We start from the raw sequence: 19,144 nt of genomic DNA, 5'->3' as shown, positions 1-19,144 counted from the left end.
GGAGACCGGTTTCCCGGCCTCCCCGCTACTGGTGTTCAGTTGTTCAGCTCAGGGTGACGGCCACGTCGTCGATGACGAACGAGGTCTGCAGCGAGCTGTCTTCGGTGCCGGTGAACTTCAGCGCGAGGGTGCCGCCGGCCGCCGACGAGACGTCGATGGTCTTGAGCGCGTACCCGGACGCCTTGTTCAGGTTGGAGTAGCTGCCCAGCGTCGTGCTGCCGTTGGCCACGGTCAGCTTGTCGTAGGCGGTGGAGGTGGTCGTCTCCGCGGTGTCGATGTGCAGGTAGAACGTCAGGCTGGCGTGGCAGCCCGCCGGGATGCTCACCGACTGCGCGATCGACTCCGTGGTGGTGGAGCCGTAGCCGTCGAGCCACGACGAGTAGGTGCCGCCGTGCGCGGCCTGGCCCTGCGAGCCCCACTGGCCGATGGAGCCGGTGGTGCCGGTCCAGCTGCCGCTACCGGATTCGAAGCCGCCGTTGACGATCTTCTGGCCGGAGCAGCCGCCGGTGGTGCCGACGGTCCAGCTGAACGACGCCGTGCCGGTCTTGTTGGCCGCGTCCTTCGCCGTCACCGTGACGTTCGAGGTGCCCGCGGTGGTCGCGGTGCCCGAGATCGTGCCGGTGGAGGCGTTGATCGACAGGCCGGCCGGCAGGCCGGTGGCGGACCAGGTGTAGGGCGCGGTGCCGCCGGAAGCCGACAGCGGCAGGTTGACCGAACCACCGGTCGTGGTGGACTGGTTGCCCGGGTTGGACACGGTGACCGTGCCGGTCGCCGAGCACGTCGGGTCGGCCGACTGCGCCGGCACGCTGATCGCGTCCCACGCCGCCTTGACGGTGTTGAACTCGGTGCAGCTGCCCGGGAACAGGTTCTTCGCCGCGGTCAGCGTCCAGGTGCGGTACTTCAGGTACGAGCTGCTGGAGGTCTTGAGCAGCATCGCGTTGTAGAAGATCTTCACCGCGGTCTGCACGCCGAGGCCGGTGACGGTGGAGCTGTTGCAGGTGCTGCTGGTCGGCTGCCCGTTGGTCGGGTTCGTGCCCTCGGCCAGCAGGTAGAACCAGTGGTTGCCGGGGCCGGCGGCCGCGTGCACCTCACCGTTGGGAACGCTGCTGTCGTAGCAGTTCTTGTCGCCCAGCGCCGACGGGTTGTACATGTTGCGGATCGGGCCGGAGCCGACCAGGTTGACCTGCTCGCCGACGAGGAAGTCCGGCTGGTCGTAGGGAGCGGGCTCGTTCGCGAACCACTCGGTCGAGGCGCCGAAGACGTCCGCGACGAACTCCTGGGTGCCCGCACCCGAGATGCCGCCGGGGGTGTGGTCGTCGATGCCGTGGCCGTGCTCGTGCGCGACGACGTCGATCGAGCCGATCCAGCCGCCGGCGGTGTTCTTGCCGATCTGGACCTGGCTGCCGTCGTAGTAGGCGTTCTGGTCGTTGAGGCCGACGCGGATCGGCCAGCCGCCGCCGTTGCCGTCGAAGCTGTTGCGCCCCAGCCACTGCGAGAGCATCTTGTTCTCGGTCTGGGCGGCGAACAACGCGTCGACGCAGCCGGTTTCGCGGTTGCTGGCGGTGCCGTTGCCCCAGAGGTCGTCCGGGCCGCTGAACGTGGTGTTGTTGGCCGCGTCCTGGCAGGACGTGTTGGTGATCGTCGGGTCCTTCAGCGAGTACGTGCTGCCCGAGTGCGTGGTGTCGAGGTGCACCGGGTTCGGGCCGTTCCACGCGCTGGTGCCGTCACCGTTGAGGACGTGCTCCTGGGTCTTGAGCACCTTCCCGGTGGCGGCGTCGACGATGACGTCGAGCCGGCTCGGCCCTTCGGCGTCGCGGCCGACGACGGTGCTCTTCCACGCCAGCGTCGGGGAGCCGAGCGCGAAGACGACCTGCTGCGCCGGGCTCACGCTGTCCACCGCGGACAGCTGCTGCCGCGCGGTCGCCTCGGCCGCGGCCTGCGAGACCTTCGCGGCGGTGGTGGCGAGGTTGATCGTCTGGTCCTGGGCGACGGAGGTGCCGAGCACCTGGCCCGTCGAGTCGGTCGCCACCACGAAGTCGCCGCCCACCACGGGGAGGCCCTTGTAGCTGCGCTCGTAGGGGATGTACTTCAGGCCGTTGGTCGCGGAAATCGCTTTCTGAGCCAGGAAAACGTCGTCCGAGCTCGCGTGCAGCGCGGCGGGCCTGCTCGCCACGAGCCCGGCCGCCGCCGACACGGCCAGGGTCTGGGCGTCCGGGACGGCGTTCGGGGTGGCGGGCTGGGCCTGGGCGGTGGTGGTCGTGCACACCGCGGCGATCAGCGCGCCGCTCGCGGCCAAGACGAATGGACGTCTCAGGTGCATCGGGGGATCTCCTCCGGGCAGGGCGAACCGGCCCGGGGTGGAGCCGGGCCGAGAACGGGGACGACGGGGAAAATGGTGCGGCTTAGCGGAAATCAGCATCCGGTGTGAAAGCCCTGTGAACAAGCGACGAACGTAGGGGTCTTATCGGCAATGAGCAATACTTCCCAAAAAGGACATTTGACATTATTGGGATCTGCGGTGTTGTCTGTCCATTGAGGACTTCATGGAGATCACCGCCGTTCGGACGATCTTCACTGCCTCCGAGACGACGAAAGGGCCCCTCCGCCGCAATCGGCGAAGGGGCCCTTCGGTGCTGCTGGTGTCAGGCGGTCTTCTCGCGCTTCGGGAGCTTCCAGCCCGGGCGCACGAAGTGGCACGTGTACCCGTTCGGGATGCGCTGCAGGTAGTCCTGGTGCTCCGGCTCGGCCTCCCAGAAGTCACCCACCGGGCTGACTTCGGTGACGACCTTGCCCGGCCACAGCCCCGACGCGTCGACGTCGGCGATCGTGTCCTCGGCGACCCGCTTCTGCTCGTCGTTCTCGAAGAAGATCGCCGAGCGGTAGCTCAGGCCGATGTCGTTGCCCTGGCGGTCCTTCGTCGTGGGGTCGTGCACCTGGAAGAAGAACTCGAGCAGGTCGCGGAACGTGGTCTGCGCGGGGTCGTAGACGACCTCGATGGCCTCGGCGTGCGTGCCGTGGTTGCGGTAAGTGGCGTTCGGGACGTCGCCGCCGCTGTAACCGACCCGGGTCGAGATCACCCCGGGCTGACGGCGGAACAGCTCCTGCATGCCCCAGAAGCAGCCGCCGGCCAGGACGGCCCTTTCGGTTGACGTGGTCACGGCGTCACTCCTTCTCCTCGTGCGATGCTACCGCCCGTTACAACTGCTCCGGCCCCCCGATGATTCCACGCGGGTATTACGGAAGCCTGACGTGACGTGGGACGATGGGCCCGGGACGGGATGACTCCCGGGAGGCGCGATGCGCGACGACGACATCGCCTCGGAACGCTCCGGCGGCGTGCTGGTCGTCGAGATGCGTGGCGAGCCGGGCATCACGACGGTGCTGCGCCGGGCGTCGGTGCTCGAAACCGCCCTCTGCGAACTGCCGTGGCCCCGGCTGCTGGTGATCGACCTCGGCCGGCTGGACTTCCTCTCCGAACGCGGCGTCCACGGCCTGCTCGAGGCGATCCAGCGCTGCCGGGACCGCGGCCTGCGGGGGTGCCTGGTCGCCTCGCCCGGCACGGGCGTCGAACGGGTGGTCCGCCGCACCGGGCTCGGCGAGCTGGTGCGGGTGTTCCCGGACCGCCTGGCGACGATCGTCGCCTACCAGCCGATCGAGGTGCGCTGGCTGCTCTGCTGAGCGTCACCCGAGGCCGTAGGTCTGGGGGTGGTCGACGGTGCACACGAGCGCGTCGCGGCGCGCAGCTGCCCCGGCTCCAGCCGCTGGGTGTGGACGGCGGTGTCCGGGGCCTCGGGCCTGCCGCCGGACCGGCTGGGTCGCCGAGGGCGGCACGCCGGCGTCCGGAGACGACCGGTGGCTGCGTGGCCAGGTCGACCGGCAGCACACCGGCTACGCGGCCGGGCACTTCCTCCGCGGCAGCGGGGCGCCGGAGTGCGGGACGAGCGCCGCGCGCCGGACGTGACGGGGGCTGGCTCACTCCCCGCGCATCGAGCGGCGGATTTCGGCCAGCCGGTCCTTGGCCGCCTGGTCGCGGTCCGCGATCTGCTTGTCGAGGGTCTCGGCGGTGTTGTCGGTGCCGAGGCCGGCGACGTCGACCGAGCCGAGCGACGTGGTGTACCGGTTCTCGATCTTGTCGCGGACGAAGTCGAAGCTGGGCACCCCGCCCTCGCTGTAGTCCGGGTCCGGCAGCGGCGGCGACGGGATCGCCAGCGCCGCGGTGGGGGTGTCGTCGACGATCTCGCCCTCGACCACGTTCGGGTCGCCGTCGGGTGTGCTCATCTCCCGACCATAGCGCCGGTGTGGGCAGTCCGGCCGCGGCCAGTGGGTAATTCGGCCGTGGACCGGTCCGGCGCGGTGGGGAATTCTCGATGCGCACAGCCGGTGTCCGGAGGGAGCAGACATGAGTGCCGGGGCCTACCACGCCGAAACGGCGGAGATGGGGACGATCGCCCACGCGGTCGAAGACGTCGGGTCGTCCTTCCTGTCCGCCACCCGCGACCTGGAAGGCCTGGTGCTGGACGCGTTGTCGTTCGCCGGGATCGGCAGCGGTGTCGCGGCCGCGAACTCGGCGTTGCACTCGACGCTGGGCAGTGCCCTGCAGAAGCTGCTGCACCTCCTGACGAACGTGAACCAGAACGTCCGGACGGCCGCGGAGGGGTACCGCGCCGCCGACTCCGACGTCGCCCAGGCCTACGGCGGTGGCGGGCAGGGCGGCGGTGGTGCCGCCGCCGCGGCGCCGCAGCAGCTCGACCCCCGGGTCGTCGACTCGATCATGCGGTCCGAAGGCGCGACGGGGGAGCAGGGCGGCGTGCCCGAGGCCTACGGCTTCCGGCAGAACATGCACAACGGCTACGACCGGATCATCGCCGCGCGCGAGCAGTACGGGATCGGCAGCGCCGAGGAACGCGCGGTCGTCGCCGACCTGCTGACCGCGAACGCCCGCACGGCCGGCGCGCTGAACTTCACCGATCCCGGCACCCAGGCCGCGATCATGTCCGGCGCGCACATGCGCGGCGCCGGCGGCGTCCGCGCGATCCTCAACCACATGGCGGGCGAGGACATCGTGCGCAGTTCGCGGACGCTGGGCGACGCGACCGTCCAGCACGTCCAGGGGCTGACGCCCGAGCAGTTCCAGCAGGAGTTCCGCGACGCCCGCGTCGAATACGACCGCCAGGTCTACGGCGGGACGACCACCACCCAGGGCGGGCACACGCAGAACTGGTGGGACCGCTACGGCACCGGCCTGACCCGCCGCTACGACCGCGAGCAGGCCGAATTCCTCGGGCTTTCGCAGCCGCGGAACTGATTTTCCGCATTCTTCGGACTCGCCGATTCGAAGATCGCCCGAGTGGGCACTCTCTTTGTGTAGCCGAACGACAACGGGAGGCGCACGATGAACCGGAGGATGATCGCACTACTGGGCGGGGTCGCCGCGATGGCGGGGACCGTGGCGTTCGCGGGAACGGCCGAAGCGGCACCGACGCCGTGCAGTGCCGAAGCGAAGGCCTGCGTCCAGCGCAGTTCGAATACCGCGTGGCTGACCGACGGCGCCGGGAACGTCACCTACGGCGGCGTCCCGATCACCGTGGGGCTGCCGAAGTACCCGACTCCGCTGGGTAAGTTCCACGTGCAGTACAAGGACATCGACCACTACAGCAAGCAGTTCAACGGGCCGATGCCGTACTCGGTGTTCTTCACCACCACCGGGGTCGCGTTCCACCAGGGCAGCCTGAAGGCCAAGTCCCATGGCTGCGTGCACCTTTCGCACGACGCCGCGGTGACCTTCTACAACTCGCTGCACCCGGGTGACGTCGTCGAGGTCGTGTCCTGATCCGTCCGATCCGGACGGTCGAGGAGCACGCCGATGACGGCGCCGAACACCAGGTGATCCAGGATCTGCGGCCCGCGTGCCAACGCCCGCACGGCGGGGTACGCGCGGGCCGCGATCCCGAGGTCCAGCGCCGCGATGGCCAGCCCCGCGAGCGCGCCGCCGCCGGCCCCGAGCCGGTGGCGCCGGGCGATCGCGGCGAGCACGCCGGTCCAGGCGGCGGAAACGATCACGTGCGCGATCAGCCCGGCGGCGACGCCGGGCCGGGTGCGTCGTCCCGGCAGCAGGGTGCCCGCCGCGCGGGTGGCCGCGAGGACGTCACGGCCGGTGAGGAGCGCGTGCGCGGTCGACGGTATCCCGCTGACCACGGCGGCGACCGCCCCCGCGCGAGCCGGCGTCATCCGGCCAGGTACGCCGCCACCCGGATCCGCAGGCCGCGGACGCGGGGGAGCGCGATGGTGAACGCCCGCGCCGGCCGGTAGCCGGGCCAGAGGTCGCCGTGGGCGCAGGGGCCGGCGAAGTAGACGAAACCGTCTTCGTCGTCGTAGCGGCCGGGAGACCAGACGGCCGCATCACCCGCGTGACGGTCCGGGCAGGCGGCCCGGGCGATCCAGTAGACGTCCTTCTTCATGACGCGGCGCAGCTGCGCGGCGAAGTCCGCCAATTCGGCTTCCGGCAGGCCGAGACCACGTCCGCTCCACACGCGCGGTGCGCGTTCCGACGTGCGCGAGGGGCAGCCGAAGGTGACCGCGGCGGCGGTGTAATACCGGTTCCAGCGCGGGTTTTCCGGGGCCGGGGCGGCGAAAGCGGGTCCGCCGGCGAGTTCCAGCGTCACGGGGGAAACGATAGTCGATCAAGCGGCCGCGGGTACCGCCGCGCGGGTATCGATCATTGCCCACATAGTGTATACAGTATCCAGTAGGCTGATGAAGGAGGCCGCTGTGTACACAGTCACCAATCCGGCGACGGGTGAGCTGGTCGAAGAAATCCCGAACGCGGCCGACGAGCAGGTCCGCGTCGCGATCGACCGGGTGCACCGCGGGTACGCGGCCTGGCGGGCCCGGCCGGTCGCCGACCGCGCCGCGATCGTGCTGCGCGCGGCGGAGCTGTTCGCCGAGCGCGCGGACGCGCTCGCCGCGATCATGACCCTGGAGATGGGGAAGCGGATCAACGAAGGCCGCGGCGAAGTGGGCGTGGTCGCCGACATCTTCCGCTACTACGGCGAGCGCGGCCCGGACCTGCTGGCGGACGAGCCCCTGGCGATCCGCGGCGGCGAGGCGGTGCTGACGAAGGAGCCGATCGGGGCGCTGCTGGGCGTGATGCCGTGGAACTTCCCGTGTTACCAGGTCGCCCGGTTCGTGGCGCCGAACCTGGTGCTGGGCAACACGATCCTGCTCAAGCACGCGTCGATCTGCCCGCGGTCGGCGGTGGCGATCGAGTCCGTGCTGCGGGACGCCGGGGTGCCGGCGGACGCGTACGTGAACGTGTTCGCGTCGAGCCGCCAGGTCCCGTGGATGCTCGCGGACCCGCGGCTCGCCGGGGTGTCGCTGACCGGAAGCGAGCAGGCGGGCATCTCGGTGGCGGCCGAAGCCGGGCGCAACCTCAAGAGGTGCGTCCTGGAACTGGGCGGCTCGGACCCGCTGATCGTGCTGGACACCGACGACCTGGCCGAGACGGTCAAGATCACGGCGACGGCCCGGATGCGCAACTGCGGCCAGTCGTGCAACGCGCCGAAGCGCATCATCGTGCTGGGCGAGCTGTACGAGGAGTTCGCGGACCGGTTCGCCAAGCGCGTGACGGAGTACTACGTCCCGGGCGACCCGGCGGACCCGTCGACCACGCTGCCCCCACTGGCCTCGGCAGCGGCGGCGGACGAGGTGGCGGCCCAGATAGCGACGGCGATCGGCGAAGGAGCAACGCTGCGCGCGGGCGGCCACCGCATCCCGGGCCCGGGCGCGTACGTGGAGGCGACGGTCCTGACGGAGGTGACGCCCCGGATGGCGGCGTACCACGAGGAGATCTTCGGCCCGGTGGCGCTGCTGTTCCGGGCGGAGACGGAGGAGGAGGCGGTGACCCTGGCCAACGACACCCCGTTCGGCTTGGGGGCGAGTGTGTTCGCCACCGACCGCGCTCGCGCGGCCCGCGTGGCCCGGAAGATCGAGGCGGGAATGGTGTACGTGAACAAGTCGGGCGGGTCGGAGGCGGATCTGCCGTTCGGCGGGATCAAGCGGTCGGGAATGGGGCGGGAACTGGGGCCGCTGGGGATCGAGGAGTTTATGAACAAGAAACCGATCCGCCTCTGACCTGCTGTTTTATCGCGTTCGGCCCCGCCGGGCCGTCGTCAAGTCGGCTGCCGCGGCCAGCGGGGCGAACACGCGTTGGTGCCCTACTTCTTGACCGACTGCATGCAGTACGTGGTCACCGCGAGGGAGCCCCGCATGCTCCACGAAGCCGCCTGGTCCGAGCCGGGGAAGTCCTTGCAGATCTCCTCGACCGTCTTCGACAGGCCGTCCATCTTGGTCAGGCCGTCCACCTGGCCGAGGACCTTCGCCGCGCCCTTTTGGCAGGGGGCGAGGTGGAGCTCGTCGTTGGCGCCGGTCGCCATGCACTCGCCGATGGCGGGCTTGCGGTTGTCCGGGTTCTTCAAGTCCTCCAGGCACAGGACCTTCGACGACAGGCTGCCCTGCCGCTTCCACTCCATCGAGGCGGCCGCGGACGGGACCTTGACGCAGGCCGCGGTCGTCAGGCCGCCCAGCGCGCCGCCGTCCTCGACGCCGGCGACCTTGTAGGCCGCGTCCGGTCCACAAGGGACCCTTTCGGCGTGGGCGGCGTCGGAGAGGTCTCCCTTGATGCAGTCACCCACCAGCGGCATGCCCTTGCCCGGATTCTTCACGTCCTCCAGGCAGAGCAGCGTGCCCTTCGAGGCCTCGACGCCCTCCCAATACGCGACGGTCGCGGTCGGGAACCCGTCACAGCCGCCGCCGATGGTCAGGGCCAGCCGCGTCTGGTCCGGGACCTTGCCGACGATCTTGTAGTTCGCCTCCGGGCCACAGGCCACCGAGGTCACGCTGTCGGCGTTGTCCGCGTTGCCCTTGAGGCAGTCGCCGACGTTGCTGCTCTTGGGCGTGGACGAGGTCAGCCCGATCACGACCACGATCGCGAGGAACACGAGGGGAATACCGAGCCGCAGCGCGAGTTTGAGGCCACCGCCCTTCTTGGGCGGCAAGCCGAGCGGCGGAGGCGCCGGGTACGGCGCGGGCGGGTACTGCGGCAGGGCCGCCCCCGGCGTCGGGGGCCGGAACGGATTCGCCTCCGGCGCGGGCTGCTGCGGTCTGTTTTCGGGCGTCGTCATGAAAGGTCCCCCCAGGTCTGAACATGATTGCCGGCCGAATCCTAACCTGAGGTCAGGCCATCGCCGGAACGCCCGGCGCGGGACGGCTCGACTCTCCCGCCGAGCAGGCCGCGGATCTCCTCGGCCTCCGGCGCCCTCAACTCCGTGTAGGCGGCCAACGCCGCTTCCAGGTGGGACGTCGCCTCGGCGTGGTTCCCGGCCGCCCGGTGGGCCACCCCCAACCCGTGCTGGGCCAAGGCGCGCTCACGAAGGTGACCACTCCGGCGAGCCAGCGCCAACGCCTTCTCGTACAACGAAAACGCCTCCGCGCCCGACTTCGTCGCCGCCAGTTCGTTCAGGGCCGTGACCTCCAGGTTCGTGTTCCCGCCCGCCCGCGCGAACTCCAATGCGCGGCGGAAGTGGTCGTCGGCTTCGCCGGGGCGGCCCAAGCCCGCGTACGCGCTGCCCAACGCCGCCAGGACCGGGCCGCCCAACCCCGCTGAGCCGAGGTCCTCGGCGATGCGGCCGCTTTGCCGCAGGTACTCCACGGCCTTCGGGTGGTCGCCGCACCAGCGGTGGTGTTCTCCGATGTTGCACAGCGCTATTCCCTCCAGCAGCGCGTGGCCCGTCCGCCGCGCCGCCGCGAGGGCCAGGTGGAGCTGCTCGCGGGCCGCCGGGCGGTGGCCGCGGATGTCTTCGATCGTGGCGATGCCGCTGCGGGTTATGCATTCCAGCAAATCGTTCCGCTGCCGCAACGCCAGGGAAAGGGCTTGCGCGAGGTGCTCGGCGGCCGTGTCGAAGCGGCCGAGGAAGATCAAGGTCATACCGACGGCCTGGTCGGCGAATCCCCGTTCGCGCGTGCCGGGGCGCGTCAGCGCCAGCGCGGTCGTGTGCAGGGCGAGTGCTTCGTAGTGGTGCGCCCCGATGTGCAGGTACCGCCAGAGCATCGCCGACAGGTGGACCACGTGGCCGGCCAACGCCTCCGGGACGCTCGTGGCCAACGCCAGCATCGTCGCCCGCTCGGCGTCCAGCCACGCACGCGCGGCCTCGTCGGACGCGAAGGAAGGGCGCGGCCCGGCCACCGCCGGCCGCAGGTACGGCTCGTGGGGCGAGAACCGGTCCGTGGCCGCCGATGCCGAGCACAGGTAGTGGTCGAACAGCCGGGTCGACGCCGCCAGGCGGGTGGTGGCGTCGTCGGTCGTCGCCACGAGCTCGGCGGCGTAGAGCTTGACGAGGTCGTGCATCCGGAAGCGGCCCGGCTGGTGCTCCTCCAGGAGGTGGGCCGCGCACAGCACGCGCACGGCCCGGGCGTCCCCCAGCAGGGCGGTCGCGGCCGCGCGGCCGATGTCCTCGGTGGGGACCAGGCCGAGGAGGCGGAACGCGGAGGCGGCCGCCGGGGAGAGGGAGCGGTACGAGGCGTCGAACACCGCCCGCAGGCTCGCGGCCAGCTCCCCGGTGTCCAGGGCGTCCAGGCGGCTTTCACGCAGTTCGGCGGCCAGCTCGGCCAGTCGCCGCCGCGGCTCGGCCGCGACGCGGGCGGCGACGATCGCCAGCGCCAGGGCCAGTCCGCCGCACTGGTCCAGGATCTCCTGCGCCGCTTCGGGTTCGCCGGCGAGCCGGGCCGCGCCCAGCTTGTGCGCGAGCAGCTCCCGTGCCTGGTCTTCGTCGAGGGTGCGCAGCGGCAGCGCGCTCGCCCCGTGCGTCGTGAGCAGGCCGCCGAGCTCGTGACAGCTGGTGACGAGCACCGAACAGGACGGTCCGCCGGGCAGCAACGGCATCACGTGCCGGGTGTCGCGGGCGTTGTCGAGCACCACGAGCAGCCGGCGGCCCGCGGTGAGACTGCGGTAGAGCGCGGCCTGCCCGTCCGGTTCCGGCGGGATCGACGCCGGTGCGACGCCCAGGGCGCCGAGGAAGCCGCGGACGGCGTGCTCCGCGGGCACCGGTTCGTGGGCCGGATCGAAGCCGCGGAGGTCGACGTACAGCTGGCCGTCGGGGAACCGGCTCGCGTGGTCGGTCGCCCACCGCACGGCCAGCCACGTCTTCCCGAGACCGCCCGCGCCGGAGATCACCGCGACGGCGCCGTCGCGGGCCAGCATCCGGTCGAGGGCCGCCAGCTCGGCGGTGCGGCCGGAGAACGAGGGCGCCGCGGCCGGGAGCTGCCGCGGTTCCGGACCGGTGCCGCCGCCGGTCAGGATGCGTCCGTGCAGGTCGCGCAGCCGCGGGCCCGGGTCGGCGCCGAGCTCGTCCGCCAGGCGGGCCCGGACCCGTTCGTACTCCCGCAGCGCGTCGGCCGGACGGCCGTCGAGGAACAGCGCCTCGATCCGCTGGGCGGCCGCCCGTTCGCCGCCGAGGGCGTCATCGACGGGCCGGTCGAGCACGGCGGCGTGGGCGCCGGTGCGCAGCCGCAGGTCGTCGCGGTCGAGCACGGCTTCCTCGTGCTTGCGCTCCAGCTCGCTGCGGACACCGTCCACCCACGGCGAGTCCAGGTCGCTGAGCGGCGTCCCGCGCCAGAGCGCCAAGGCTTCGTCGTACAGCGCGAGCGCGGCGTGGTCGTCCGCCGTCGCCCTCGCCCGCCGGAGGAGGCTTTCGAACCGGTGGACGTCCACCACCAGCGGATCGGCGACGAGGAGGTAGCCGTCGCGCTCGCGCTCGATCGTCACGCCGTCCAGCGTGCTCAGCAGCGCACGCAGCCGCGAGACGTACGCGTACAGCGAGTTCTTCGGCTGCCGCGGCGGCCGTTCGCCCCACACCCGGTCGATGAGCCGGTCGACCGGGACGGCCCGGCCGACGTCGAGGAGCAGGGCCGCCAGCACGTCACGCTGCCGCGCGTGCCCAATGTCGAGCCGAATGCCCCCGGCCACGACCTCGACGGCGCCCAGCACCCGCAGTTCCACCACGCCCGATCCCTCCCAGCTCAGGCGTAGCGGATCGGCGTCCGCCGGGCAAGGTCCGTTCAAGATTTTCCCAATGGCTCCGGCGCACCGTGGCGGCACGGACGACGAGGGGAGCCGAGATGATCACCGACGCCTACCTCCGCGCACGCATCGCAGAGGTCCAGCAGGAGTTCGCCGCCGCGGGGTGGTGGCGGCGCCGGATGACGCACCTGCTGGCCCGTATCCGGAAGGCTCGCAAGCCGGCCGACTTGTCAAAACTCTGATAATCCCGCTGGATGACCTTCGCCCGGCGGAGTGGTGTCGTTCAACGGTGCCGCCCTGACCTGGAGTTTACCGTCCGTTAGCCTGTTCGGTCGATTGCGGTGGAGTCGATCACGGTGTCGAATAATCGCCTACAAGGATTAATCGCCGTGAGGAGCTGGCTGTGCACTGGGGGACCGCGCTCGAAGACGGAGGGGCGGCGGGACTCGTCCGTCCGTACTTCCGCACCCACGGCCGGACCCGGCCGACGCGTGACCTGCCCGTCGAGACGCTCGTCTCGACCACCGCGCGCGGGCGGGCCATGACGCGCGGGAGCACGGCGGAAGAGTCGGAAATTTGCGTGCTGTGCCGCACTTCGCAGTCGGTGGCCGAGGTCGCCGCGCGGCGGCGGCTGCCGCTCGGGGTGGCGCGGGTGCTGCTCTCCGACCTCGCCGACCGCGGTCTCGTCGCCGTGCACACCGCGAAGCGCGGCAACGGCAACCGGCCGAGCATGGACCTGATGAAGCGCATCCTGCACGGCCTCAGCCGGCTGTGAACCCCCGGACCAGCCGCGCGAACTCCGCCGGCTGGTCGAGCGGCAGCAGCGTGTAGCTGTCGGCCACCTCGACGAGCTTTCCCTGGGGCAGCAGCCCGGCCAGCCGCCGGCCGTGCTCGAGGGGCATCACGCGGTCTTCGGTGGCCCAGACGACCAGCGCCGGCCGGTCGAAGCCCGGCAGCCGCCCGGCCGCCTCCACCAGGATGTCCGGTGCGGCGGCGGCCGCCCGCAGGACGCGGACGGTGTCTCGGCGGACGCCGGCCTGGGTAAGCAGTGGCCGGATCCAGCGGGCCGTGACGGCGTCGCCGCGTTTCGTCAGCCAGCCGAAGGCGATCGGGAGCCGGCGCACCGCGCGCAGCCTCATCTGCTGCATGAACGCGCCGAACAGGCGGGGCGAGAGCTTCCCGGTCAGGAACAGCGTTTTGCCGGTGAGGCCGGGCGGGAAGTTGTCGAACGCGTCGCAGGACGCGAGCACGACGCGGCCGACCCGCGCGGCGTCGTCCGCCATGAGCAGCTGCACCAGCGCGCCGCCGGTGTCGACGCCGACCAGGGTGACGTCCCGCAGGTCGAGCCGCTCCAGGAACTCCGTGAGCAGCCGCGCGAGGCCGGGCATCGACAGGTCGGCGTCGTCGTGCATCGGATGCCGGTGTGCGCCCAGCGGCAGTGTCGGGACGACGCACCGGAGGCCCTCGAGGGCCGTGACCGAGGCGTCCCACAGCGAGCCGTCCATCAGCAGGCCGTGGACGAAGACGACGGCCGGGCCCGCCCCGCCCGTGTCGGTGTACTCGATGGTGCCCGCGGACAGCTCGACCTGCATGTCAGCCTCCCAGTGACGTCCCCTGGGCAGAAGTGAACCACGTGGTTCGCAAACTGTCGAGGATCAGGGCGCGGCTTCCTCCCGTTCGATCGCCCGCAGCAGCGCCGCGACGCCGGCGGCCGCGCCTTCGCCGTCCGGGCTGGTCAGCAGATCCACGAGGAAACCCCGCAGCGTCGCGAGGATCATCCCGGCGACCTCGAGCTTGCGCCGCTCCGGCCAGTGCGGCGGGCAGAACGACACCAGCGTCGGCAGGTACTGCTGGGACGCGCCCCGGCCGAGTGCGGCGTACCGGCCCGGGTCGTACATCGCCAGGCCCATCGCCTGGTCGAGGACGCGCCGCAGCTGCGTTTCCTCGTCGCGGAGGCTGACCCAGGCGGCCCGGACGCGCCCGGCGAGCGTCGGCGACTCCGCGGTGACGGCCGTCAGCGCGTTGCCGATCCGGCGTTCGCGCAGCGCGAAGACCACCTGCCGCAGCAGGTCTTCGGTGCCTTCGAAGTGGTAGAGCAGCACCTTGTGCGTCGTCCCCGCCGCTCGGGCGGCCCGCCGCAGCGAGAAGTCGACGAGCCCGTTCTCGGCGACGTCGTCGGTGATCTTGGCCAGCAGGTCCCGGCGCCGGGCCTCCCCGCGGGGCGACCCGGCCGAGCGGCGGTAGCCGGGCCGGGCCGGGTCGTCGGTAGCGTTGTCCACGAAGGACAGCTTGACACGGGGAGGGGCCGCGGTGCGGGTATTGGTGACCGGGGGCAACGCGGGGATCGGCTACTTCGCCGCCGAGCAGCTGGCTTCGGCCGGCGCGGAGGTGGTGATCGGCAGCCGCGACCCGGTCAAGGCGCAGGCCGCGACTGAGTCGATCCGGGCGCGGGTCGCCGGGGCGAAGGTCGACCACGTCCGGCTGGACCTGGCCGACCCGGGCTCGCTCGAACCGGACGTGGGCGTGCTGGACGCCGTCCTGTGCAACGCCGGAGTGGCCCTCGACGCGCCGCCGCGGCGGGAAACCGCGGCCGGGCACGAGCTGATGTTCGGCACCAACCACCTCGGCCACTTCGCCCTGGTCGCCCGGTTGTTGCCGGTGCTGGCGCCGGCCGCCCGGATCGTCACCACGGGCAGCTTCGCGGCGAAGTCGGCTCACCTCGACTTCGCCGACCTCCAGAGCGAGCGTGACTACCAGCCGAAGCGCTCGTACGAGCGGTCCAAGCTGGCCCAGATGCTGTTCGCGCTCGAACTCGACCGGCGGCTGCGGGCGGCGGGCGATTCACGGCTCAGCGTGCTCGCCCACCCCGGCGGCGCGCTCGACTCGCTGACGCCGTCACGGCCGCCGGTGCACACGCGCACGACCGGCGCGTGGCTGCGCGGGCTGCCGGCCCGGCTGGTGCTGCACGGCAAGGACGCCGGGGCACGGCCCGCGGTCCGCGCGGTGCTCGGCCCGGACGTCGAGGGCGGGCAGCTGTGGGGCCCGCGCGTGTTCGGCCTGCGCGGCCGGCCGCGGCTCGAACGGCCGTGGGCCAACCTGACCGACGACGCGGCCGCCGCCCGGTTGTGGACGGAAAGCGTGGCGCTGACCGGGCTGGAGCCGCTGGGCTAGGAGTCGTCGTCCCCGCCGGTGACGTTGCCGATGCTGGCGGGCACGCCCTTGATCATGTCGACGACGGTCTTGCCGGCCAGGCCCGACTTCCCGAACCACGGGTCGGTCATGACCTTGACGGCCGACTCGAACTTTTCGGCGCCCTCCTTGCCGAAGAGCTTGCCGAGCTCGTGCACGGAGAAGTTGCTGATCTTGTCGAACTTCTGCATGATCTCGGGCGTCACACCGTCCATTTGGGACAGCTTGGTCTTGATGACATCGGTCATCTGATCGGTGAACGGCTTGTGCGGCTTGGGTTCCGGGGTGGCCGAGGAAGGCGCGGGTTCCGGCTTGGGCTCGGGTGTGGTGTCCGGCTTGGGCTCGGGTTTGGGTTCCGGTGTGGTGTCGGGCTTGGGCTCGGGCTTCGGTTCCGGGGTCGTCGAGGAGGACGAGGGCGCGGGTTCCGGTTTGGGCTCGGGGGTGGTGTCGGGCTTGGGTTCGGGTTTGGGTTCCGGGGTGGTGTCGGGCTTGGGCTCGGGCTTCGGTTCCGGGGTCGTCGAGGAGGACGAGGGCGCGGGTTCCGGTTTGGGCTCGGGCTTGGGTTGCGGTGTGGTGTCCGGCTTGGGTTCGGGCTTCGGCTCGGGAGCGGCCGACGAGGGTGTGGTGTCGGGCTTGGGCTCGGGGGTGGTGTCCGGCTTGGGCTCCGGCTTCGGTTCCGGGGTGGCCGACGAAGGGGTGGTGTCGGGCTTGGGTTCCGGTTTCGGCTCGGGCTTGGGTTCCGGCGTCGTGTCCGGTTTGGGCTCAGGCTTCGGCTCGGGAGCGGCCGACGAGGGAGTGGTGTCGGGCTTGGGTTCCGGCGTCGTGTCCGGCTTCGGCTCGGGCTTCGGCTCCGGAGTCGCCGACGAAGGCTTGGGTTCCGGTTTGGGGTCCGGCTTCGGTGCGGGTGCCGGGTCCGGCTTGGGGGTGGGCTTCGGGGTCGGCGTGGGGGTGAGGCTGCTCGTCGGGGGCTTGGCCGCCGCCAGGTCGTCGCCCGCCTTGCCCAGCTTCGTCAGCGCCTTCAGCAGTTCACCCAGCTGCTTCGCCAGCTGGGCCAGCTTCGCGCCGATCTTGCCCAGGGCCGTGGCCACCGTGCCGATCGTCGTGCCGATGAAGATCGCGATCGACGCCCCGAACGTCACCGGGGCCAGGGCCGCCGCGATCAGAGCGCCCTTGATGATCGTCGCCAGGAGCATGGCGATCAGGTCGCGGAGGATGCCGCGGAACGCGCCGACGATGCCGCCGGCGATCTTCATGTTCTTGCCGGCCTCGTCGAGGTAGCCGCCGAGGGAGCCCAGCTGCTGGGTGACCGCGTCCATGTCCTTCTTGAACTGGTCCGCGGCCTGCCCGCTCCACTCCTTCATCAGCGTGTCGAGCGCCTGCTGGTGGTCGGCCGACCACTGCTCCAGCTTCTTCTTCTCCGCCGTGAGCGCCTCGCTGGCCGCCGCGATGCCGATCGGGTCGCCCATCAGGATGTCCAGCGGCCACCGCAGGATCGTGATGTGCTCGATGAGCCAGCCGATCCCGGCCGTCAGCAGGCTGCCGATCGGGTCCAGCACGAGACCGATGGTCTCCAGCGCCATGCCCGCCGAGCCGATGCCGATCGCGACCTTGTCGTGCTCCTTGACGGCCTTGTCCAGGCCGGTCGCCGCCTCGAAGAAGCCCGCGCCCGCCGCGCGGTTGTCCTCGTTGAACAGGTCCGAACCGTGGAGGCTGACGTCCTTGCTCTGGTAGTCGTCGCCCACTATCCGAACCTCACGATCGAGTTCACGGCGTCTTCTTCGCCCGACTGGTAGCGCTTCGCCGCCTCGGTGACCTTGTCAGCGAACTCGCCGACGGTCTTGGCGTACTCGCCGAACTGGTGGTGCGCCTTGTCGGTCCAGGTGCTCGCGCCGGCGGCCATCAGCTGGCACGCCGGGTTGATGCCGAACATGCCGGGGTCGCAGGTCATGCCGCCGACGAGGTCCGCGGTGCCCTGCAGGTTCTTCTGCAGCTCGTCGAGGTGCTTGCCGAAGTTCGCGAGTGGCTCCGAGGAGACGCGGAAGCCGCCGCCGGTCACCAGGGGTTCGATTCGTCGTCGGGACGGTCGTCGGCCGCGGGACGCCGCCGCGGCGCTGACGGCGGGGCAGGCGGGGCAGGCGGAGCCGGTGCGGGCGGCGGGGCGGTCTCGGCGCTCTCCGGCGCCGCGAAACCGCCGTCCGGCGGCGGGTCCGGCGGCAGGAAGGACCGGACCATTTCGGTCGACTCGCCGTCGCCGTTGATGGTGGCGAAGGAATCCGCGACGGCGCGGGCGGTCTGGCGCTGCGCGTCCCGCACCGCGCCCATGATCGCCGCGGTCAGCCGCGCCGGGCCCAGCTCGCACGCCCGGTGCCCGAGCTCGAGGTTCGTGAGCGCACCGTTCGGGGCGAGGGTCACGGTGACCGAGCCGTCGCGGGTGCGGACCGTCGCCCCGGCCGAGGAAAGCGCTTCGTTCAGCGCGGCGGCTTTCGACTGCATCTCCCGGACCTGCCGCTCGAGCAGGAGCTGGAAGTCTTCGCCTGGCCCCAGGTTCGGTTGCACGAAATCGACTCCTCGACGCGCCGGCCCACTCGGCCGGATCCCATGATCGGCAGGTTAGCGCACACCGGATGGTCATCCGGTGTTAGCCGGGAGTCTGCCTGGATGTCTCCTGGATGGTGCCCGCGGACACCCGATCGGGGTTTGACCCGGACCGCGCTCCGGGTTGCACGATCGGGGGATGACCGAACTGGACGACTACCGGCCGCTGGGCCGCTCCGGGCTGCGCGTGTCCCCGCTGGCGCTGGGCGCGATGACCTTCGGCACCGGCTCCTTCTGCGCCGACGACGACACCGCCCGCACGATCTTCCGCGCCTACGTCGAGCGCGGCGGCAACTTCGTCGACACCGCGGACAACTACAGCGGCGGCCGCAGCGAGGAACTGGTCGGTGACTTCCTCCGCGACGTCGCCCGCGACGACGTCGTGCTCGCCACCAAGTACTCGGGGCCCGGCTTCAGCGGCGGGGCCCCGCACTCGGACCCGCGCCGCCGCAGCAACGGGCGCAAGAACATGATCGCCTCGCTGGAGGCGTCGCTGCGGCGGCTGCGCGTCGACCACGTCGACCTGTACTGGCTGCACATCTGGGACGGCTTCACCCCGGCCGAAGAGGTGATGGCGGCGTTCGGCGACCTCGTGCGCGCCGGGAAGATCCGCGCGGCCGGGCTCAGCGACGTCCCCGCGTGGTACGCGACGAAGGCCGCCATGCTCGGCGGGCCGCCGGTGACGGCGCTGCAGCTGGAGTACTCCCTGGTCGAGCGGGCGATCGAGGCCGAGTACGTGCCCTTGGCGGCCGAGTTCGGCATCGCGATCCAGCCGTGGGGCGCGATCGGCGGCGGCTTCCTCACCGGCAAGTACACCCGCGACGGCGCCGGCACCGGCCGGCTCGCGGGCCCGGACGCCGCCGCCTTCCGCGCCCTGCCCGAAACCCGCTGGGCGGTGCTGGACACCGTTCGCGAGGTCGCGGCCGAAACCGGCGCCACCCCGGCCCAGGTGGCCCTGCGCTGGGTGACGAGCCGCCCGTCGATGCCCGCGCCGCTGATCGGCGCGCGGACACCGGAGCAGCTCGCCGAAACGCTCGGCGCGCTCGCCCTCGACGTGACCGAGGCGCAGTTGGCCCGGTTGACCGAGGTGAGCGCGCCCGCTCTGCCGTTTCCGCACGGCATCCTGGCCCGCCTCAACGCCGGACTGCCGCGCTGACCCGGCGCGCCAAAGGTCGCGAATGACTCATTCGGGACCTCAGAGGTGGCGCAAATGTGAATAGGCGGCCCCCCCCGGGCCCCCGGCCCCCGGGGGGGGGGGCCCCGCGGTCGGAGGGCGGCGCGGGGCGG

Annotated in this window: 20 protein-coding genes; 8 read left to right on the top strand and 12 right to left on the bottom strand. The window is 71.6% G+C overall.

Annotation, left to right across the window (positions count from 1 at the left end; genetic code table 11):
* Nucleotides 1-43 precede the first annotated feature (43 nt).
* Together AB0M30_RS32650 and msrA are read right to left on the bottom strand one after the other, a co-directional pair.
* Nucleotides 44-2,320 carry a M4 family metallopeptidase gene (locus tag AB0M30_RS32650; protein WP_364591713.1) on the bottom strand — a complete coding sequence of 759 codons (2,277 nt, stop codon included), beginning with the start codon at nt 2,318-2,320 and terminating at the stop codon, nt 44-46.
* 322 nt (nt 2,321-2,642) lie between these two features.
* A complete protein-coding gene (msrA, locus tag AB0M30_RS32645; protein ID WP_103340471.1) occupies nt 2,643-3,158 on the bottom strand; it encodes a peptide-methionine (S)-S-oxide reductase MsrA in 516 nt (171 codons plus the stop codon).
* 139 nt (nt 3,159-3,297) lie between these two features.
* On the opposite strand from msrA, the gene AB0M30_RS32640 reads away from it, so the two are divergent.
* A complete protein-coding gene (locus AB0M30_RS32640) occupies nt 3,298-3,678 on the top strand; it encodes an STAS domain-containing protein (RefSeq protein WP_364591709.1) in 381 nt (126 codons plus the stop codon).
* A gap of 294 nt (nt 3,679-3,972) precedes the next feature.
* On the opposite strand, the gene AB0M30_RS32635 is transcribed toward AB0M30_RS32640, so the two are convergent.
* Nucleotides 3,973-4,278, bottom strand: coding sequence for a hypothetical protein (locus AB0M30_RS32635; RefSeq protein ID WP_360179646.1), 306 nt, complete (start codon nt 4,276-4,278; stop codon nt 3,973-3,975).
* A gap of 121 nt (nt 4,279-4,399) precedes the next feature.
* Here AB0M30_RS32635 and AB0M30_RS32630 point away from each other — a divergent pair, with 121 nt between their 5' ends.
* Both AB0M30_RS32630 and AB0M30_RS32625 read left to right on the top strand, forming a co-directional pair.
* Nucleotides 4,400-5,305, top strand: coding sequence for a hypothetical protein (locus tag AB0M30_RS32630; protein WP_364591706.1), 906 nt, complete (start codon nt 4,400-4,402; stop codon nt 5,303-5,305).
* Between the two features lie 87 nt (nt 5,306-5,392).
* Nucleotides 5,393-5,830 (top strand): L,D-transpeptidase, encoded by a 438-nt coding sequence (locus AB0M30_RS32625; RefSeq protein WP_103340478.1) that lies wholly within the window; start codon nt 5,393-5,395, stop codon nt 5,828-5,830.
* Here the strand turns inward: AB0M30_RS32625 and AB0M30_RS32620 are convergent.
* Both AB0M30_RS32620 and AB0M30_RS32615 read right to left on the bottom strand, forming a co-directional pair.
* Complete coding sequence (locus AB0M30_RS32620) at nt 5,785-6,228, bottom strand: hypothetical protein (RefSeq protein WP_364591703.1); 444 nt, start codon at nt 6,226-6,228, stop codon at nt 5,785-5,787. The two genes, AB0M30_RS32625 and AB0M30_RS32620, sit on opposite strands and share 46 nt — an antisense overlap.
* Nucleotides 6,225-6,662, bottom strand: coding sequence for a hypothetical protein (locus AB0M30_RS32615; RefSeq protein WP_364591700.1), 438 nt, complete (start codon nt 6,660-6,662; stop codon nt 6,225-6,227). The genes AB0M30_RS32620 and AB0M30_RS32615 overlap by 4 nt, the downstream gene beginning before the upstream one ends.
* Nucleotides 6,663-6,768: 106 nt before the next feature.
* On the opposite strand from AB0M30_RS32615, the gene AB0M30_RS32610 reads away from it, so the two are divergent.
* Nucleotides 6,769-8,130, top strand: a complete 1,362-nt coding sequence (locus AB0M30_RS32610; protein ID WP_364591697.1) for an NAD-dependent succinate-semialdehyde dehydrogenase — start codon at nt 6,769-6,771, stop codon at nt 8,128-8,130.
* An 83-nt stretch (nt 8,131-8,213) separates the two neighbouring features.
* On the opposite strand, the gene AB0M30_RS32605 is transcribed toward AB0M30_RS32610, so the two are convergent.
* Both AB0M30_RS32605 and AB0M30_RS32600 read right to left on the bottom strand, forming a co-directional pair.
* The gene (locus tag AB0M30_RS32605; protein WP_364591694.1) at nt 8,214-9,179 is read right to left on the bottom strand and encodes a hypothetical protein; all 966 of its coding nucleotides are present in this window, start codon (nt 9,177-9,179) and stop codon (nt 8,214-8,216) included.
* A 41-nt stretch (nt 9,180-9,220) separates the two neighbouring features.
* Nucleotides 9,221-12,055 (bottom strand): BTAD domain-containing putative transcriptional regulator, encoded by a 2,835-nt coding sequence (locus tag AB0M30_RS32600; RefSeq protein ID WP_364591691.1) that lies wholly within the window; start codon nt 12,053-12,055, stop codon nt 9,221-9,223.
* Between the two features lie 116 nt (nt 12,056-12,171).
* Here AB0M30_RS32600 and AB0M30_RS32595 point away from each other — a divergent pair, with 116 nt between their 5' ends.
* Both AB0M30_RS32595 and AB0M30_RS32590 read left to right on the top strand, forming a co-directional pair.
* Nucleotides 12,172-12,315: a hypothetical protein gene (locus AB0M30_RS32595; RefSeq protein ID WP_364591688.1), complete on the top strand. Its 144-nt coding sequence runs from the start codon at nt 12,172-12,174 to the stop codon at nt 12,313-12,315.
* Between the two features lie 161 nt (nt 12,316-12,476).
* The gene (locus tag AB0M30_RS32590) at nt 12,477-12,848 is read left to right on the top strand and encodes a DUF742 domain-containing protein (RefSeq protein ID WP_364591685.1); all 372 of its coding nucleotides are present in this window, start codon (nt 12,477-12,479) and stop codon (nt 12,846-12,848) included.
* On the opposite strand, the gene AB0M30_RS32585 is transcribed toward AB0M30_RS32590, so the two are convergent.
* Together AB0M30_RS32585 and AB0M30_RS32580 are read right to left on the bottom strand one after the other, a co-directional pair.
* Nucleotides 12,835-13,665, bottom strand: coding sequence for an alpha/beta hydrolase (locus AB0M30_RS32585; protein WP_364591682.1), 831 nt, complete (start codon nt 13,663-13,665; stop codon nt 12,835-12,837). The two genes, AB0M30_RS32590 and AB0M30_RS32585, sit on opposite strands and share 14 nt — an antisense overlap.
* 63 nt (nt 13,666-13,728) lie before the next feature.
* Nucleotides 13,729-14,352, bottom strand: coding sequence for a TetR/AcrR family transcriptional regulator (locus tag AB0M30_RS32580; RefSeq protein WP_364591679.1), 624 nt, complete (start codon nt 14,350-14,352; stop codon nt 13,729-13,731).
* A 31-nt stretch (nt 14,353-14,383) separates the two neighbouring features.
* Here AB0M30_RS32580 and AB0M30_RS32575 point away from each other — a divergent pair, with 31 nt between their 5' ends.
* The gene (locus AB0M30_RS32575; RefSeq protein ID WP_364591676.1) at nt 14,384-15,244 is read left to right on the top strand and encodes an SDR family NAD(P)-dependent oxidoreductase; all 861 of its coding nucleotides are present in this window, start codon (nt 14,384-14,386) and stop codon (nt 15,242-15,244) included.
* Here AB0M30_RS32575 and AB0M30_RS32570 read toward each other — a convergent pair.
* From AB0M30_RS32570 to AB0M30_RS32560, 3 genes are read right to left on the bottom strand one after another with little or no spacing between them, the layout of a single operon-like run.
* The gene (locus tag AB0M30_RS32570; RefSeq protein WP_364591673.1) at nt 15,241-17,004 is read right to left on the bottom strand and encodes a hypothetical protein; all 1,764 of its coding nucleotides are present in this window, start codon (nt 17,002-17,004) and stop codon (nt 15,241-15,243) included. The two genes, AB0M30_RS32575 and AB0M30_RS32570, sit on opposite strands and share 4 nt — an antisense overlap.
* Nucleotides 17,004-17,318, bottom strand: a complete 315-nt coding sequence (locus AB0M30_RS32565; RefSeq protein ID WP_360179618.1) for a hypothetical protein — start codon at nt 17,316-17,318, stop codon at nt 17,004-17,006. The genes AB0M30_RS32570 and AB0M30_RS32565 overlap by 1 nt, the downstream gene beginning before the upstream one ends.
* Nucleotides 17,315-17,818 (bottom strand): YbaB/EbfC family nucleoid-associated protein, encoded by a 504-nt coding sequence (locus tag AB0M30_RS32560; protein ID WP_364591670.1) that lies wholly within the window; start codon nt 17,816-17,818, stop codon nt 17,315-17,317. The genes AB0M30_RS32565 and AB0M30_RS32560 overlap by 4 nt, the downstream gene beginning before the upstream one ends.
* Nucleotides 17,819-17,996: 178 nt before the next feature.
* Between AB0M30_RS32560 and AB0M30_RS32555 the strand changes: the two genes are divergently transcribed.
* On the top strand, nt 17,997-19,013 hold the full coding sequence (locus AB0M30_RS32555) for an aldo/keto reductase (RefSeq protein ID WP_364591667.1): 1,017 nt from the start codon (nt 17,997-17,999) through the stop codon (nt 19,011-19,013).
* The last annotated feature ends 131 nt before the right edge of the window (nt 19,014-19,144 follow it).

Source organism: Amycolatopsis sp. NPDC051716 (assembly GCF_040681595.1).
Classification (GTDB): Bacteria; Actinomycetota; Actinomycetes; order Mycobacteriales; family Pseudonocardiaceae; genus Amycolatopsis.
Note: the sequence above shows the minus strand (reverse complement) of the source record. Positions and strands in the feature narration are given on the sequence as shown.